Genomic DNA, 16,165 nt, shown 5'->3' on the forward strand with positions numbered 1-16,165 from the left:
ATCAGTGCTGCGCCATCAGGCAAAAATTACCGTTGTTCATCAAGTTGTAGCGCCACATACAATAACAATCTGTCGTCAAAATTCCCCAGATCCAGCCCGGTCAGCTCTGAAATACGGTTCAGTCGGTACTCCAGCGTATTACGATGAATAAACAGCGCCTTTGACGTTGCCAGCGGCTGCACATTATGACGGAACCACGCCGCCAGCGTTCGGCGCAACAGGCCGTTATTATCCATTGCCTTCAGTCGCGCTAAAGGGCGCGCCAGCTCGTTAGCCTGCCAACCGCCGCGCAGACTGTCGAGCAGCACCGGCAACATTAAATCCTGATAAAAATAACTGCGGCTGTCCGGCATGCGCTGCTTGCCGACCATCATGGTGGTGCGGGCGGTACGGTATGAACGGGCGATACTGCCGGGGCCGGTAAAGTAGTTGCCCAACGCGACGCGAAAACGCAGTTGCCCATTCTCTTTCATCCGCGAAATAAGCTGCTCAACGCGCCTGCGGTGATCTTCTGCATCCCAGCGACCAAACTGATTCAGCGCCGGTTTTAACACCACCATTTCGGTCAGCGAGACAATCGCGATCAGGTTATTGCGCTCGGGGGTGGTCAGCGCATTTTGCAATTGCTGCAGTTCCGCCATGGCGCTGTCGACGCCAAGCTGTCCGCTGTCGACTTCCACCACCGCCACCACGCGCGGCTGATTGAGATCGATGCCCAGACGCTGCGCCCACTCGGTCAGCGCCGGGGTGTTTTCTTCCGCCTGAATCAGGTTCATCACCAGTTCTTCACGCAGGCGGCTGTCCTGCGCCAGCAGGTGCATCAGACGTGACTGCTCCAGCATCATTTCTGCCGTCATGCATACCAGCTCGCCATATTTGCGCAGGTGCTCCGGCTCGCCGGTCAGACCGATCACGCCAACGATCTCCCCTTCCAGACGCAACGGCAGGTTGATCCCCTGACGCACACCGTGTAAGTGCCGCGCCACCGCGTCGTCAATATCAACCACGCGTCCCTGAGAGAGCACCAGCAGCGCGCCTTCGTGCAATTCACCAATACGCTCACGATCGCCGCTGCCGATAATCCGCCCGCGGGCATCCATTACGTTGATATTGGTATCAATGATGCGCATCGTCCGCGCCACGATATCCTGCGCCATTTTGGTATCAAGATGCCAGCCAGCCATAAACCCTCCTGTGAGCAGAGCTCAAGCATAAGGAAGATGACTAATCGCAGCATTGTGCAAATGCACAAAGCGAAGCAAAGAAGTATGGAGTTGTGGGGGGTATCACAAAAAGAGCCCCCTTCCCTGTTCGGGAAGGGGGTGAGGAGATTACTGCATCAGCAAATAGATGGAGCTATCGCCACGCTGAATATTCAGCGCGAGGACAGACGGCTTGCTGTCGAGGATCTTGCGCAGCTCAGCGATGTTTTTCACCGCCTGCTGGTTAGCGCCGACAATCACGTCACCTTTCTTCAGACCAATCTGCGCCGCTGGAGAATTCGCTTTCACGTTATTCACCACCACGCCTTGATCCTTGCCTTTGTTGCTCATTTCAGCGCCCTCAATGCCGCTGAAAATAGAGCTGGAATCCACCTGATTCTGGCTGCTCTGCTGCAGTTCCAGATTCACGGTCACCGGCTTGCCGTCACGCAACAGTCCGAGGGTGAGCTTGCTGCCGACCGGCATGGTGCCGACCTGCGCGCGCAGCGCGGCAAAGCTGCTGATGGGCTTGCCGTTCAGGGAGGTAATAACATCCCCGGCTTTAATGCCCGCTTTCGCCGCCGAAGAGTTTGGCATCACCTGGCTGACGAACGCGCCGCGCTGTGCGTCGACTTTCATTGCCTTCGCCAGCTCAGAGTTCAGTTCGGTACCCATAATGCCCAGCTCGCCGCGTTTCACCTGACCGAATTCCACCATCTGGGATGTGAGGTTTTTCACCATGTTGCTTGGGATGGCGAAGCCGATACCAATGTTGCCGCCGTCCGGCGCAAGGATAGCGGTGTTAATACCGATCAGTTCACCATTAAGGTTAACCAGCGCGCCACCAGAGTTACCGCGGTTGATCGCCGCGTCGGTCTGGATAAAGTTTTCATAGTTTTGCGCGTTCAGACCGCTACGGCCCAGCGCCGAGACGATACCGGAAGTGACGGTTTCGCCCAGACCAAACGGGTTACCGATGGCCACCGTGTAGTCGCCGACACGCAGCGCGTCGGAGTCAGCCAGTTTAATCGCCGTCAGGTTTTTCGGATCCTGGATTTGGATCAGCGCGATGTCAGAGCGCGGATCTTTGCCGACAATTTTGGCGTCGAATTTACGGCCATCGCTCAGCTGTACTTTGATTACCGTGGCGTTGTCCACCACGTGGTTGTTGGTGACGACATAGCCTTTCGCGGCATCAATGATGACGCCAGAACCCAGCGCCATGAATTTTTGTTGCTGGCCGCCGTTACCCCCAGGGCCTCCCTGACAGAACGGGGAACTCTGGAACGGAGAACCCTCCTGGCAGAACGGGGAGTCATCACCAAAGAACTGCTGGAAATTACGCGGCATACGCGGCGTATTTACGGTTGTGCTACCTTCAACGTTAATGCTGACCACCGATGGCATCACTTTTTCGAGCATCGGCGCCAGACTTGGCATCTGCTGAGCGGTCGTTGCTGAGGCGGTTTCAGCAGCCGTGGCAGAAAGCGGAGATAACGCCAAACCTAAACTCAGAGCCAGTGCACTCATTGCTAATGTGGTTTTTTTCATGTGTATCAATCTCGATTAACATATAACGCAAAATTGCTGTGTACGTCAGATTCATTTTATAGCGCTAAGTTCCGGACAAAAGTTTATGGAAAAAGTAAAAATTTATTGTCCGTCTTTACAAAAGTTGCTTTATTGCTCGACCGCCATGAGCCGTCGATATTCATCCCACGCGTAGAGGTCTGTCATGCCGCTGATATAATCCTGGATCAGACGGCAACGGTAATAATATTCCAGCACCGGATACTCGGGGGAATCTGACGCTAATTTACTGACGGCTTCAATGTACGCCAGTCGATGACGAGTGGAGAGTTTCTGAAATAATCTGGATTCTATCGGAAAGCGTATCAGCCGCTCTTTTTCCACCAGCTCGCTGAAGTCTGCTAATGGAAGACTTAATAAAGGCCGGTAAATGTCTAATAAACCACTGATAACGCGATACCCCTGCAGCTCGAGCTGTTCCACGTCGGGGTGGCTAAACACATGTTTTATGGCGACATTTTTATAGAGCTTAAGCAAACGGCTAACGCTGCTGCCATCTTCCAGTAACGCCTGATTAAAGGTGCCCTCAAAGATCTGCTCAAGATTATCAATAAAACGCTGCGCGGCATAAGGCACCAGCTTATTTAGCGTGTTCACCCGCAAATACATAAAGAATTGATCTTCCGTACTCCGACTCAGCGTATTTGCGCGGGATTTCTCCCACGCATTTTCCACCACCTGCGCAAACAGAGAGCCTTTTTCGTGCTCGCCCCAGGCCTCGTGCAAATGGTGATACAACTGCTCTACGCTGAAAATTCTTTTCTCTACGGCGTCCTCAAGATCGGCCACGCAATAAGAAATATCGTCAGCGGCTTCCATGATCCAGGTTAATGGAAAGCGACTGTAAAGCGCGAGATCAAGTTCCTGACGTAACCTTGCAATATAGGACTCTTCAGAAAGATAGTAGCCCGGTTTTTTCATTAAATAATGATGCGTCGTAGGCGTTTCCCCCCGCCACCATGCCGGACGGGTATATTTTAAAATCCCGCCCACCTGCGCCCAGGTCAGGTTCATGCGCATTAAGGTATGCACCAGACGTATCCCCTGCGCATTGCCTTCGAAATGGCATAAATCCTGGCGGACTTTGCGCCGGATGTCATTCAGGGACTCCTCCCCTTCGCTCAGGCGCAGCGCGGCGACAATACAGCGGTCCTCCGTCAGCGGCTGGCTTTCGGCATCTGCCGGATGCAGACGCTGGCGAAACCAGTCGTTGATTGCCGCTTCGCCAAAATGACCGAACGGCGGATTCCCAATGTCGTGCATCAGGCAGGACATTTCGACAATGCTTTCGAAGGGACCGGTCAGTTCGTCCAGCCCGTAATGCGCCAGCAGTTGCAGTTCCTTAAGACGGCTCAGCACTTCTTTGGCGATATAGCGTCCCACCTGCTGCACTTCCAGCGAATGGGTAAGACGGGTGCGCACCGCCGCGTTGCGCTCCAGCGGAAACACCTGCGTCTTTTGCTGCAAACGGCGGATCGCCGGAGAGTTAATAATGCGCCCACGGTCACTCTCAAAGATGCGCAGGATCTCATGCTCAGTCTTCACCCCCTGAGGTGAGCGGTAACGACGATGCCAGTTTATTTTTTTGCGGAAATCAATCTGAGCCATCTCCTCCCCCATGAACATGCACTTCCCGTTAAGCGCATGATAGACTATGCCTTTAAATCTCACCTGGCGCGAGTAAATCTATGAAAATCGGCATCATTGGTGCAATGGAAGAAGAAGTTACGCTGCTGCGTGACAAAATCGAAAACCGTCAAACGTTCAGCCTGGGCGGTTGTGAAATCTACACCGGTCAGTTAAACGGCACCGACGTTGCGCTGCTGAAATCCGGCATTGGTAAAGTGGCTGCAGCGCTGGGCGCGACGCTGCTTCTTGAACACTGCAAGCCGGACGTGATTATTAATACCGGTTCCGCAGGCGGTCTGGCGCCAACGTTAAAAGTGGGCGATATCGTGGTGTCTGATGAAGCACGCTATCATGACGCCGATGTTACCGCCTTCGGCTATGAATTCGGTCAGCTTCCGGGCTGTCCGGCAGGGTTTAAAGCCGACGAAACGCTGATCGCGGCGGCGGAATCCTGCATTGCGGCGTTAAACCTGAACGCGGTTCGCGGGCTGATTGTCAGCGGCGACGCCTTCATTAACGGCTCCGTAGGGCTGGCGAAAATCCGCCATAACTTCCCGCAGGCGGTTGCTGTTGAAATGGAAGCTACCGCGATCGCGCACGTCTGCCATAACTTTAAAGTTCCGTTTGTGGTGGTTCGCGCTATTTCTGACGTCGCAGACCAGCAGTCGCACCTGAGCTTTGACGAGTTCCTGGCCGTCGCGGCCAAACAGTCCAGCCTGATGGTCGAAACGCTGGTGCAGAAACTGGCGCATGGTTAACGCATTCTTCAGGGCGTTTGTCGCCCTGCTGATTCTGCTGCCGGTGTGGCTGTCAGCCGCACCGCGCGTGATTTCCCTTTCTCCCGCCAATACCGAACTCGCCTTTGCCGCAGGCATCACCCCCGTCGGCGTCAGCAGCTATTCCGACTATCCGCCAGCAGCAAAGAATATTGAACAAGTGTCCACCTGGCAGGGCATGAATCTGGAACGCATTGTGGCGCTGAAACCCGATCTGGTTATCGCGTGGCGCGGCGGCAATGCGGAACGACAGGTTAATCAGCTCACCTCGTTAGGGATCCAGGTGATGTGGGTGGATGCCGTCACCATCGAACAAATTGCCGACACGCTGAAAAAATTAGCCGCCTGGAGCCCGGAGCCGGAAAAAGCGCAACGCGCCTCACAAAGTCTGCTGGACGACTATCATCAACTAAAATCGGCGAACGCGGCGAAAGCCAAAAAACGCGTCTTTCTCCAGTTTGGCATCAATCCGCCGTTTACCAGCGCAAAAGGATCGATTCAAAACCAGGTGCTGGAGCTGTGTGGCGGAGAAAATATCTTTGCCAATAGCCGGGTTCCCTGGCCGCAGGTAAGCCGAGAACAGGTGCTGGCGCGCGCTCCGCAGGCGATCGTGGTGGCAGGCGATGCGGATGAAACCCGCAAAATTCAGCGATACTGGGGCGATCAGCTCACTATTCCGGTTATTCCTTTAACCAGTGACTGGTTTGAACGCGCCAGCCCGCGTATTATCCTCGCCGCAAAACAACTCTGTAGTGCGCTTTCACAGGTGAAGTAAAACCCGTCACAGCACGGCTGGTCTTGAGGATAACGTGATGCTCGTCTATTGGCTGGATATTGTCGGTACCGCGGTATTTGCTATCTCTGGCGTATTGCTGGCTGGAAAATTGCGCATGGACCCGTTCGGCGTACTGGTTCTGGGCGTCGTGACAGCCGTCGGCGGTGGAACGATCCGTGATATGGCGCTGGATAACGGGCCGGTGTTTTGGGTGAAAGATCCAACCGATCTGGTGGTAGCGATGGTCACCAGTATGCTGACGATATTGTTGGTGCGCCAGCCCAGGCGCTTGCCCAAATGGATGCTGCCGGTACTCGACGCCGTCGGTCTGGCGGTATTCGTCGGGATTGGCGTCAATAAAGCGTTTATTGCCGGCACCGGTCCGTTGGTCGCAATCTGTATGGGCGTGATCACCGGCGTCGGCGGCGGGATTATCCGCGACGTGCTGGCGCGTGAAATCCCGATGATTTTGCGGACTGAGATTTACGCCACAGCCTGCATTATTGGCGGAATTGTTCACGCCACCGCGTTTTATACTTTTGCGATCCCGCTGGAAACGGCAAGTATGATGGGGATGATCGTGACATTATTCATTCGCCTGGCGGCGATCCGCTGGCATCTGAAGCTGCCGACGTTTGCATTAGATGAGAATGGGCGTTAAGGCATCGGGGCGAGAAGCGCAGGCCGGATAAAACGTTAGCCGCCATCCGGGACATCGCCCGGCGGCGTTACGCTTACCGGGCCTGTAGAACGGTTAACCGGCGGGACAACCGGCAACTGATCAAATACTGAACGAAGAACCACACCCGCAGGTGCTTTTCGCATTCGGGTTGGTTACGACGAAGCGTGACCCTTCCAGACCTTCAGTGTAATCCACGGAGCCGCCAACCAGATATTGCAGGCTCATCGGATCAACCACCAGACCCACCCCCTGTTTCTCGATGGTCATATCACCTTCGTTGACCTGATCGTCAAAGGTAAAACCATACTGGAAGCCGCTGCAACCACCACCGGTAATATACACGCGCAGCTTCAGATTCGGGTTATCTTCGTCAGCGATCAGGCTTTTCACTTTATTGGCTGCTGCTTCAGTAAATTGCAGTGGCAGCGCTACGTCATCACTCATATTTTTGCTCCAAACGACATCGGCAATTGGGCAAATTCTGACCCAATACGAAAATCATTATCTAATACCCTGGTATTTCATTCAAGTATTCTCGCCAGCGGCCGCCGTCTGGCTTTTTGCCGCCTGTTCCGCTTCCTGCTTCGCCAGGGTGCGGGCAAGAATGGTGGAGTATAGCGGTTTTCCGCCGAGGAATTGCGCCAATAGTGTTGCGCCGAGACAGGTAATAATCATTGGCAAAATGAGCTGATAATTGTCGGTCATTTCCAGCACCAGCACGATGCCGGTCAGCGGCGCGCGTACCGACGCCGCCATCAGCGCCCCCATGCCGGCGATAGCAAAAGTGCCAGCTTCCAGCTGATAGTGCGGAAAGAAGGCCGCCGCCGCCATGCCGAACGCGGTTCCCAGCAGCGTGCCGAGCGCCAGCATCGGGGCGAAGATTCCACCCGGCGCGCCGGAGGAGAAACAAAGCAGCGTAGTGATTACCCTGGCGACAAAGATAAACAACAGCAACCCGACGCTAAAATTGCCCGCCGCAGCGATGGGGATCAGATTAAACCCGCCGCCTGCCGCTTCGGGTTCAATCAACCCGAGAATACCGCACAGTCCGCCAATCGCGCCGCCCATCAGCACCCATTTGGTGATATTGCCGCCGTGAAAGCGCTGGAACATATCCTGCGTACGCAGCACCAATCTATTAAACAGCGGCCCCACGCAGCCAAAAATCATACCGAGGATCAGATAGAGCCACAGCGTATTCACCGGCGCGTTAGACAGTTTACCGACCTCGATAATCGGTGCTTCGCCATTGACCACGCGAAAGACAATGCTCGACATAATCACGCCCGTGAACACAGCCTTAATGGAAATCAGGTTATAGCGAAACTGCGGACGCATCTCTTCGATGATAAACAAAATGCCCGCCAGCGGCGCATTAAACGCCGCGGAAAGACCGGCTGCCGCCCCGGTAGCCAGCAGCGTATGGCGAGCTTCGGCGCTGCGCATACGAAAAATATCCAGCACCATCCGGCCAATGTTGCCGCCGATCTGGACCGTTGGCCCTTCGCGCCCCAGCACCATACCGGCCCCCAGCGTCCCCATCCCGCCGATAAATTTCACTGGCAGCACGCGCCACCAGCGCACCGGACGCAGCTCTTCCAGCGCGCCTTCGATCTCCGGGATCCCGGAACCACCGGCTTCCGGCGCGAATTTGCGCACCAGAAAATAGCCCACCATGGCGAGCAGAGCGGAAAGCACAAATGCCAACGGCCAGACGAGAAACGCGTGATCGGCAACGCTGACCAGCGTGCTGATACGCATGTTCTGCACCCAGGTCACCGCTTTTTCGAACGCCACGCCGACCAGGCCGGTCACGGTGCCAACCACCGCCGCCATCAATAAGATTGCCAGTGGCGTTTTGTCCCGCTCAAGCAATCGACGGATTTGATCCCGGCGCCGCAAGCGCACGATTTGCTGTGCTTCAAAAGAGGGAGTTTCTGTCTTCATCAAATGATCATTAATTGGTAATACAAATGCAGAGGCGGCATTGTACTCGCCTCTCGCCGGAAAATCCCCTGCAAATCGTGATGTTTCAAATGCGCAAAACTTTCATAACCTTCTCTGAATAATTAGAATAGCGGGCATTCACTTTTTCTACGAACCAGGAATCCATCCATGAGTAAGTCTGAAAACCTCTATAGCGCGGCGCGTGAGCTCATCCCCGGCGGCGTTAACTCTCCTGTTCGCGCCTTTACTGGCGTGGGTGGCACTCCGCTGTTTATCGAAAAAGCTGACGGCGCGTATCTGTACGATGTCGATGGTAAAGCCTATATCGATTACGTCGGCTCCTGGGGACCGATGGTGCTGGGACACAACCACCCGGCCATCCGTAATGCGGTGATCGAAGCCGCTGGGCGTGGTTTAAGCTTCGGCGCGCCAACCGAAATGGAAGTGAAAATGGCGGCGCTGGTGACGGAGCTGGTGCCGACGATGGACATGGTGCGCATGGTAAACTCCGGTACCGAAGCGACCATGAGCGCCATTCGTCTGGCGCGCGGTTTTACCGGGCGCGATAAAATCATTAAATTCGAAGGCTGCTACCACGGCCACGCCGACTGTCTGCTGGTGAAAGCCGGCTCCGGCGCGCTGACGCTGGGTCAGCCAAACTCGCCTGGCGTGCCGGCGGATTTCGCCAAACACACGCTAACCTGCACCTATAACGATCTGGATTCCGTCCGCGCCGCGTTTGAGCAGTTCCCGCAGGAGATCGCCTGCATCATCGTTGAGCCGGTCGCGGGCAACATGAACTGCATCCCGCCGCTGCCGGACTTCCTGCCGGGTCTGCGCGCCCTGTGCGATGAATTTGGCGCATTGCTGATCATTGATGAAGTCATGACCGGCTTCCGCGTCGCGCTGGCGGGCGCGCAGGACTATTACGGCGTAACGCCGGATCTGACCTGTCTGGGCAAAATCATTGGCGGCGGTATGCCAGTGGGCGCCTTCGGCGGCCGTCGCGAAGTGATGGATGCGCTGGCGCCAACCGGTCCGGTGTATCAGGCAGGGACGCTGTCCGGAAACCCAATTGCGATGGCGGCAGGGTTTGCCTGTCTGAACGAAGTGGCCCAGCCGGGGGTCCATGATACGCTGGACGAACTGACGACCCGTCTCGCCGAAGGTCTGCTGGCAGCCGCACAGGAAACGGGTATTCCACTGGTAGTAAACCATGTCGGCGGCATGTTCGGCCTATTCTTTACCGATGCGAAAACTGTCACCTGCTATCAGGACGTGATGGCATGCGACGTAGAACGCTTTAAGCGTTTCTTCCACCTGATGCTGGAAGAAGGCGTGTACCTGGCGCCGTCGGCGTTTGAGGCGGGCTTTATGTCGATCGCACACAGCATGGACGACATCAACAACACTATCGACGCCGCGCGTCGGGTGTTTGCAAAGCTGTAATAACGAGAAGGTTATCCATCGCAGGCCGGGTGAAGCGAAACCGCTACCCGGCCTTTTTATTGTCTGAAGGCGACGCCAGACGTTTTATCTGGCCGACAACGCAGACTGCCGTCTTATCGACTCTGCTTACGCAGCAGATAAATAAAGTATGGCGCGCCAATAAAGGTGGACAGTATTCCGGCCGGGATCTGATACGGGAACATCAGCATTCTGCCGCACCAGTCAGCAAACACCAGCAGTAATCCCCCCGCCAGGGCCGACATCACCATATGCGGCAGGGTGCGGCGAAAGCCCAGCATTCGCGCGATATGCGGCGCCATCAGCCCGACAAAACTTAACGGGCCGATGGTCATCGTCGCCGTGGCCGTCAGGCATGCCGCCAGCAGCAGCAGCGCAATACGCGACGGCGTCAGCGCCATCCCCACCGCCCGCGCGGTATCGCCACCCAAGGGTAAAATCGTCAACCAGCGACGGCACAGCGGCGCGATCGCCAGCAGAATCACCATCACCACGCCAGTTCGCAGCACCTGCTCTTCCGACGCGTTATAGGTTGACCCTGAAATCCAGGTCAGCACTTCCGCCATGCGCGGATCGCCGCTGGCCTGTAGCATCATCAGCAGCATCGTAAACGCCGTGCTGAGCGCCATCCCCGCCAGCAGCATCCGGTGAGGTGAAAAACCCCCGCGCCCGGCGGCAATCATAATGATCAACAGCGTCCCCGCTGCACCGAGACTCCCGGCGGGCAGCAGCCAGCCAAACGCGTTGCCTGGCACCAGAAACAGCATCAGGACGACGCCAAACGCCGCACCGGAGCTGATCCCAAGCACTTCCGGACTCGCCATTGGGTTACCGGTCAGACGCTGGATAATACACCCCGCCACCGCCAGCATGACGCCGGCGATAAGCGCCGCCAGAATACGCGGCCAGCGCCACGGCATCAGTTCATCCAGCAGCGCCCCGCTCGCCCAACTCCAGCCATGGGCGTCGCGACCCAGCGAAAGCGCCACACACGCGCCAAGCAACAGAATGACCAGGCCCGCCAGCGCATAACCCGCCACGTGCTGGCGCTCTGCGGCCACGCGATTGCTGACGTTCATATCCGGCGCGCTCATACTGCGTAAACGCGGCAGCAGCCACAGCAGCAGCGGCGCGCCAATCAACGCCGTCACCGAACCGGTAGAGACCTCCATCCACACGCGGCTCAGCCAGATAATCACCTGATCGGAAAGCCAGAGGATCAGCGCGCCGATCAGCGGCGCGAGAATCAGGCGCGGCAGCAGGCGTCGCGCGCCGAGCATTTTCGCCAGTAGCGGCGCAAACAGGCCAATAAAGCCGATGATCCCGACCGCGTTGACCAACAACGCGCTAAGCACTATCGCCAGCGTCAGAGCCGCCAGACGCGCCAGCGACAGCGCCAGGCCCAGATTACGCGCCACGCCGTCATCCAGCCCCATCAGCGTCAGCGGACGCAGCAGCAACAGCGTAAGCATCACGCCACCGAGCAGTTGCGGCCAAAGGCGCTGCACGCCGCTCCAGTCAGTCTGGGTCAACGTACCGGTGCTCCAGAGGAACATGCTTTGCAACTGATCGTGATGGAATAACACTAACAGCTGGTTAATCGCCCCGCAGTAGAGGCTTACCACCAGACCCGCGAGGATCAGCGTGACGGGTGAAAGGCGCTTGCCCCACGCGACGCCAAATACCAGCGCGCCAACGATACACGCCCCGGTGAGCGCGGCAAACTGCGCCGCCATCGCTCCCGGAATCGCCCATAGCGTCGTTACCGTAATCCCCAACTGAGCGCCCGTCGCCACGCCGAGCGTGGTCGGTTCCGCCAGGGGGTTACGCAGCACCTGCTGGAACAACACGCCCACCAGACCCAGTCCGGCCCCCACCAGCAGAGAAATCACCAGCCGCGGCAGCAGGCTGTAGTGAAACATCATCTGTTCGATAACGTTGATATCCGGCGCCCACAACGCCTGCTGCCACTGGCTACGCGGCAGCGCGAGGGAAAGGTTTCCCCAGGTTAAGCCCGCCGCGATAACACACAGCAGAACCAGCAAAAAAGCCGGGAAGAACGCGATACGTTTACTCACGCTTTGCCTCCCAGCGCGTTATCGAGAATGCGTACAAAGTGCATTGTCGATAACGTTGCGCCATAAAACCACACTGCCGGCACGCGCTGGAAGCGCCCTTCGCGTACAAACGGCATCGCCCGCCATAGCGGCGTACGCATCAGCGTAGCCATCTCTTTAGTGTTGCCATGATCAAAACAGAGCACATCGGCATCTTTGTACGCGGCAAGGCGATCGATCCCCACCGCCGTGCTGCCCCAGAAGTTGGTTTCCCCCTGCCAGGCGTTGCGGATCCCGTACTCATCCAGCACCTCCTGGAACAAACAGTTCGGACCAAAGACCAGCATATGACGGGCATCAAGCAGGGTAATCAGCAGCAACGGACGCGTGCCTCGTTGAACGAAGCGCGGCTTTTTACTTTCGATAAACCGATCGAATTCACTGAGATGCCGGGCTGCCGCCGCGTCCAGATTCAGCAGTTGCGCCATCTCATTCAGCGACTTACGGGCCACCGCCAGGGGCTTATTGCCGTCGCTAAAGTTAAAGCCGCGCCCGGGCGCGATGCGCGCCAGCTTCTCCGGGGACGGACCATAACCTGTCGACCAGAACATGTACGAAGGCTTCATTTCGGTCAGCAGTTCGAGATTAGGTTCGGTACGCAAACCAATATCGATGACCGACGCCGGGAGCGGCGGCTCGTTCACCCATAGCCGGTAGTTAGGAATATCTGCAACGCCATATGGCGTGATACCGAGCGCCAACAGTAGCTCGACCGGCAGCCATTCCAGCGCCACAATGCGATGCGGATCAACAGATGCCGCACGCGCCTGGCTCATCTGCCAGATGAGCGGAGAGAGCGCCATCGCCGTTAATAAACGACGACGCGTTAATTGGTGTAATCCGTTCATTAATAAACAAAACTCACGGGAGCAGCACCGGTCGGATGCGGCAGAATACCCATCGGGATACCGTATATTTGCTCCAGCGTCTCGCTGCGCATCAGTCCGGCAGGTGTGCCCTGGGCTATCATTTCACCGCCGCGTAGCGCAACCAGGTAGTCGCAATAGCGCGCGGCCATGTTGATATCATGCAACACGGCAATGACCGTCAGACCACGCTGCTGGCTTAAGCGGTGCACCAGCGCCAGCACATCCACCTGATGGGCAATATCCAGCGCCGAAGTCGGCTCATCGAGCAGCAGGCAGCGGCTGTCCTGCGCCACCAGCATCGCAATCCACGCGCGCTGACGTTCGCCGCCGGAGAGGCTGTCCACCAGACGATGCGCCAGCGGTTTTAAGCCCACCAGCGTAATGGCTTCCTCCACTTTTTCTCTGTCCGCTACGCCAAAACGCCCCAACGCCCCGTGCCACGGATAACGCCCAATCGCCACCAGTTCGCGGACGGTCATGCCCTCCGCCTGCGGCAACTGCTGTGGCAGATAAGCCACCTTTCGGGCGAAAGCTTTGCTGCTCCAGCTGTCCAACGGCTGATCGTCAAGGAGGATCTCCCCTTCGGACGGCGGCTGATGGCGACCCAGCATTTTCAGCAAGGTGGATTTACCGGAGCCGTTGTGACCGATCAGCCCCGTCACTTTCCCCACCGGGAAGGTTAACGACAGAGGATGCAGAAGCGTGCGCCCGGGAACGCGAAAGGCGACATCACGCAGTGCAAAAGTGGTATCGGGAAGAGGGGTGTGTTCCTGCATAGCGGCCAACTTGTAAAACGGGCACGCAAAGCGTGCCCAAAAGAGAAATTAGAAACGGAAGGTTGCAGTTGCAACGACCTGACGTTCCGCGCCCCAGAAGCAGCCATAAGTGTTAAAGCAGCTGGCGACATATTCGCGATCAAACAGGTTGTTCACATGCAGGGCGACATTCGACCCCGCCATGCCCACGCGTGCCAGGTCGTAACGGACCAGCGCATCCACCAGGGTATAGCTGCCGACTTTAAAGGAGTTCGCCGGATCGCCGTAGCTGGAGCTGGTATAGCGAACGCCAGTGCCCAGCGTCAGGCCGGAGAGCGGGCCGTCAAAGACCGTGTAGTCGCCCCACAGGGAAGCCATGTGTTTTGGCACCTGTGCCGGGGTGTTGCCTTTGTAGTTGGTGTCGGTGGTATATTCCGCATCAGTATAAGTATAAGAGCCTACCACGTTAACGCTGGCCGACAGCGCTGCTTTCGCTTCAATTTCCACGCCACGCGAGCGAATTTCACCGCCTTCAACCGAGAAGAATGAACCGTTCGGGTCAGCCATCAGGTTGTTGGTTTTGGTCAACTGGTAAACGGCGCCGGTGATAACGATCGGACGATCGTTCGGCACATACTTCACGCCCGCTTCGTACTGCTTACCTTTTGACGGCGCGAAGATGTTGCCATTTTGTCCAACCTGTGAAGCCGGTTCAAATGACTCGCTGTAGCTGAAGTATGGGGTTACGCCGTTATCAAACAGGTAGTTAACGCCGCCGCGCCAGGTGAACTGGTTATCATCACGCGAGTCCTGGACGCCCGTTTCACGGTTCAGGGAGTCCTGCTTCGCCCAGTCATAGCGACCGCCGAGGGTCACCAGCACTTTATCCCACTGCATCTGATCCTGCACGTACAGGCCGGTCTGCTTCTGTTTGTTCAGCACGCGGTAGGCGCCTGACGGGCCAGGATGCGCACCGAAGTCGAAGTCACCGCGGTCAAGGTTATAGATATCAGATGGCGTTACGGAACCGGCATAGCCAAACCAGGAATCGATATCGTTACGCATACGCATAAAGTCAACGCCGGTCAGCAGCGTGTGATCGACAGAGGCGGTGGTAAACTGACTCTGCAGTTGGGTATCCACCGCAAAGTTCTCCAGCTTCTCATTGTCGATAACATACTGACGGGTCAGGGTGTGGCCCCATTGCGACTGAGGAACGCTGGCGCACGGGCTGGAAGTCGGGTTGCTTGAATAGAGCGGATCCGAGCACATGCCGTAACCGTAGACGCTGTTCTGCTCAACTTTGTTCTGCGCGTAACGCAGGTTCTGACGTACGGTAAAGGTATCGTTGAATTCGTGGTCGAAGCTGTAGCCCACCATCTTCTCGTTACGGGAATAGGTGTTGTTGTTCGCCCCTTCGTTGAAGTCGGTCGGCAGACGCTTACCGTTCGGCAGCGTGGATACCGTCCCCTCTTTCGGCAACCAGCCGTAATAACCGGTTTCCGGCTCGTTCTGGAAATACGAGAGGAAGGTGAAGTTGGTTTTATCATCCGGACGCCAGCTGAATGACGGCGCGATGGCGTAACGTTGTTCTTCCGCGCCCTGCTGCTGGGCATTCGCCGAGCGCGCCAGACCGGTTAAACGGTAAGAGTAAACGCCGTCATCATCCAGCGCGTCGCTGAAGTCGAAGCCGGTCTGGAACAGGCTGTCGGTGCCCATTTTAAACTGCACTTCTTTCAGCGGTTCGGTGGTGGGACGCTTACTGACCATATTCAGCAGGCCGCCCGGGTTGCTCTTACCGTACAGGACGGAAACAGGACCGCGCATCACTTCTGCGCGTTCCAGCATGTAAGGGTCGATCACCGCGTCGTTATAGAAGTTACCCTGCATCTTCAGACCGTTCAGATAGTTATTCTGGCTTTGGCCGTCAGCAGCGAAACCGCGGATGATCAGATAATCATAGGTATTGGACGCGCCGCGAGTGCCGACAGCAACGCCTGGCGTATAGCTCAGCGCCTCTTTCACTGATTTAGGCTGATGCAGCGCCATCTCTTCCGCAGTGACCACTGAAATGGACTGCGGTACTTTCTGGATCGGGGTATCGGTTTTGGTCGCCGTGGCAGACTGTCGCGCCGCGATGGTCGCCGCCGGACCCCAGGCGCTTTCCTGCGGAGCAGGCGCAGCAGTTACGGTAATGGTTTCTTCTTTCGGTTGAACCGCCGCCTGTGCATAGACAGACATGCCGCTAACCGCTGTGGCTACTACAACTGCGATTTTACGCAGAGAGTATGTTGGCTGAGCAGTTTTATAACGCGCCATTGGTATATCTCTGATGGAAAGTGAATGATAACGTAAA

General features: G+C 56.7%; 14 protein-coding genes. 4 read left to right on the top strand and 10 right to left on the bottom strand.

Annotated features, from left to right (window positions below):
• Nucleotides 1-26 precede the first annotated feature (26 nt).
• From cdaR to dgt, 3 genes are all read right to left on the bottom strand, one after another.
• Nucleotides 27-1,184: a DNA-binding transcriptional regulator CdaR gene (gene cdaR, locus OOJ60_RS14190; RefSeq protein WP_042289894.1), complete on the bottom strand. Its 1,158-nt coding sequence runs from the start codon at nucleotides 1,182-1,184 to the stop codon at nucleotides 27-29.
• Nucleotides 1,185-1,331: 147 nt separating this feature from the next.
• Nucleotides 1,332-2,753 carry a serine endoprotease DegP gene (gene degP / locus OOJ60_RS14195; protein ID WP_042289896.1) on the bottom strand — a complete coding sequence of 474 codons (1,422 nt, stop codon included), beginning with the start codon at nucleotides 2,751-2,753 and terminating at the stop codon, nucleotides 1,332-1,334.
• 129 nt (nucleotides 2,754-2,882) lie between these two features.
• Nucleotides 2,883-4,400: a dGTPase gene (gene dgt, locus OOJ60_RS14200; protein ID WP_060570030.1), complete on the bottom strand. Its 1,518-nt coding sequence runs from the start codon at nucleotides 4,398-4,400 to the stop codon at nucleotides 2,883-2,885.
• Nucleotides 4,401-4,480: 80 nt separating this feature from the next.
• Here dgt and mtnN point away from each other — a divergent pair, with 80 nt between their 5' ends.
• The 3 genes from mtnN to OOJ60_RS14215 are packed head-to-tail and all read left to right on the top strand — an operon-like array spanning nucleotide 4,481 to nucleotide 6,633.
• Entirely contained in the window at nucleotides 4,481-5,179 is a 699-nt protein-coding gene (mtnN, locus tag OOJ60_RS14205) for a 5'-methylthioadenosine/S-adenosylhomocysteine nucleosidase (RefSeq protein ID WP_042289900.1), read from the top strand.
• Complete coding sequence (btuF, locus tag OOJ60_RS14210) at nucleotides 5,172-5,972, top strand: vitamin B12 ABC transporter substrate-binding protein BtuF (RefSeq protein ID WP_205612755.1); 801 nt, start codon at nucleotides 5,172-5,174, stop codon at nucleotides 5,970-5,972. Before mtnN ends, btuF begins: the two co-directional genes overlap by 8 nt.
• 37 nt (nucleotides 5,973-6,009) lie before the next feature.
• On the top strand, nucleotides 6,010-6,633 hold the full coding sequence (locus OOJ60_RS14215; protein ID WP_042289905.1) for a TRIC cation channel family protein: 624 nt from the start codon (nucleotides 6,010-6,012) through the stop codon (nucleotides 6,631-6,633).
• A 120-nt stretch (nucleotides 6,634-6,753) separates the two neighbouring features.
• On the opposite strand, the gene erpA is transcribed toward OOJ60_RS14215, so the two are convergent.
• The 3 genes from erpA to clcA are packed head-to-tail and all read right to left on the bottom strand — an operon-like array spanning nucleotide 6,754 to nucleotide 8,601.
• Nucleotides 6,754-7,098 carry an iron-sulfur cluster insertion protein ErpA gene (gene erpA / locus OOJ60_RS14220; RefSeq protein WP_012904541.1) on the bottom strand — a complete coding sequence of 115 codons (345 nt, stop codon included), beginning with the start codon at nucleotides 7,096-7,098 and terminating at the stop codon, nucleotides 6,754-6,756.
• On the bottom strand, nucleotides 7,095-7,145 hold the full coding sequence (yadW, locus tag OOJ60_RS24860) for a small protein YadW (protein WP_350396263.1): 51 nt from the start codon (nucleotides 7,143-7,145) through the stop codon (nucleotides 7,095-7,097). The genes erpA and yadW overlap by 4 nt, the downstream gene beginning before the upstream one ends.
• Before the next feature lie 34 nt (nucleotides 7,146-7,179).
• Complete coding sequence (gene clcA / locus OOJ60_RS14225) at nucleotides 7,180-8,601, bottom strand: H(+)/Cl(-) exchange transporter ClcA (RefSeq protein WP_042289908.1); 1,422 nt, start codon at nucleotides 8,599-8,601, stop codon at nucleotides 7,180-7,182.
• A 168-nt stretch (nucleotides 8,602-8,769) separates the two neighbouring features.
• Between clcA and hemL the strand changes: the two genes are divergently transcribed.
• Nucleotides 8,770-10,050 (top strand): glutamate-1-semialdehyde 2,1-aminomutase, encoded by a 1,281-nt coding sequence (gene hemL, locus OOJ60_RS14230; protein ID WP_060570028.1) that lies wholly within the window; start codon nucleotides 8,770-8,772, stop codon nucleotides 10,048-10,050.
• 113 nt (nucleotides 10,051-10,163) lie between these two features.
• Here the strand turns inward: hemL and fhuB are convergent, their stop codons facing one another.
• The 4 genes from fhuB to fhuA are packed head-to-tail and all read right to left on the bottom strand — an operon-like array spanning nucleotide 10,164 to nucleotide 16,128.
• Complete coding sequence (gene fhuB / locus OOJ60_RS14235; RefSeq protein ID WP_205612756.1) at nucleotides 10,164-12,146, bottom strand: Fe(3+)-hydroxamate ABC transporter permease FhuB; 1,983 nt, start codon at nucleotides 12,144-12,146, stop codon at nucleotides 10,164-10,166.
• Entirely contained in the window at nucleotides 12,143-13,033 is an 891-nt protein-coding gene (gene fhuD, locus OOJ60_RS14240) for a Fe(3+)-hydroxamate ABC transporter substrate-binding protein FhuD (protein ID WP_060570026.1), read from the bottom strand. The genes fhuB and fhuD overlap by 4 nt, the downstream gene beginning before the upstream one ends.
• Nucleotides 13,033-13,830 carry a Fe3+-hydroxamate ABC transporter ATP-binding protein FhuC gene (fhuC, locus tag OOJ60_RS14245; RefSeq protein WP_042289917.1) on the bottom strand — a complete coding sequence of 266 codons (798 nt, stop codon included), beginning with the start codon at nucleotides 13,828-13,830 and terminating at the stop codon, nucleotides 13,033-13,035. Before fhuC ends, fhuD begins: the two co-directional genes overlap by 1 nt.
• Nucleotides 13,831-13,878: 48 nt before the next feature.
• Nucleotides 13,879-16,128, bottom strand: coding sequence for a ferrichrome porin FhuA (gene fhuA / locus OOJ60_RS14250; protein WP_200034838.1), 2,250 nt, complete (start codon nucleotides 16,126-16,128; stop codon nucleotides 13,879-13,881).
• Nucleotides 16,129-16,165: the final 37 nt, after the last annotated feature.

It is taken from the genome of Citrobacter sp. R4 (assembly GCF_026719175.1).
In the GTDB taxonomy this organism is placed as follows: domain Bacteria; phylum Pseudomonadota; class Gammaproteobacteria; order Enterobacterales; family Enterobacteriaceae; genus Citrobacter_A; species Citrobacter_A sedlakii.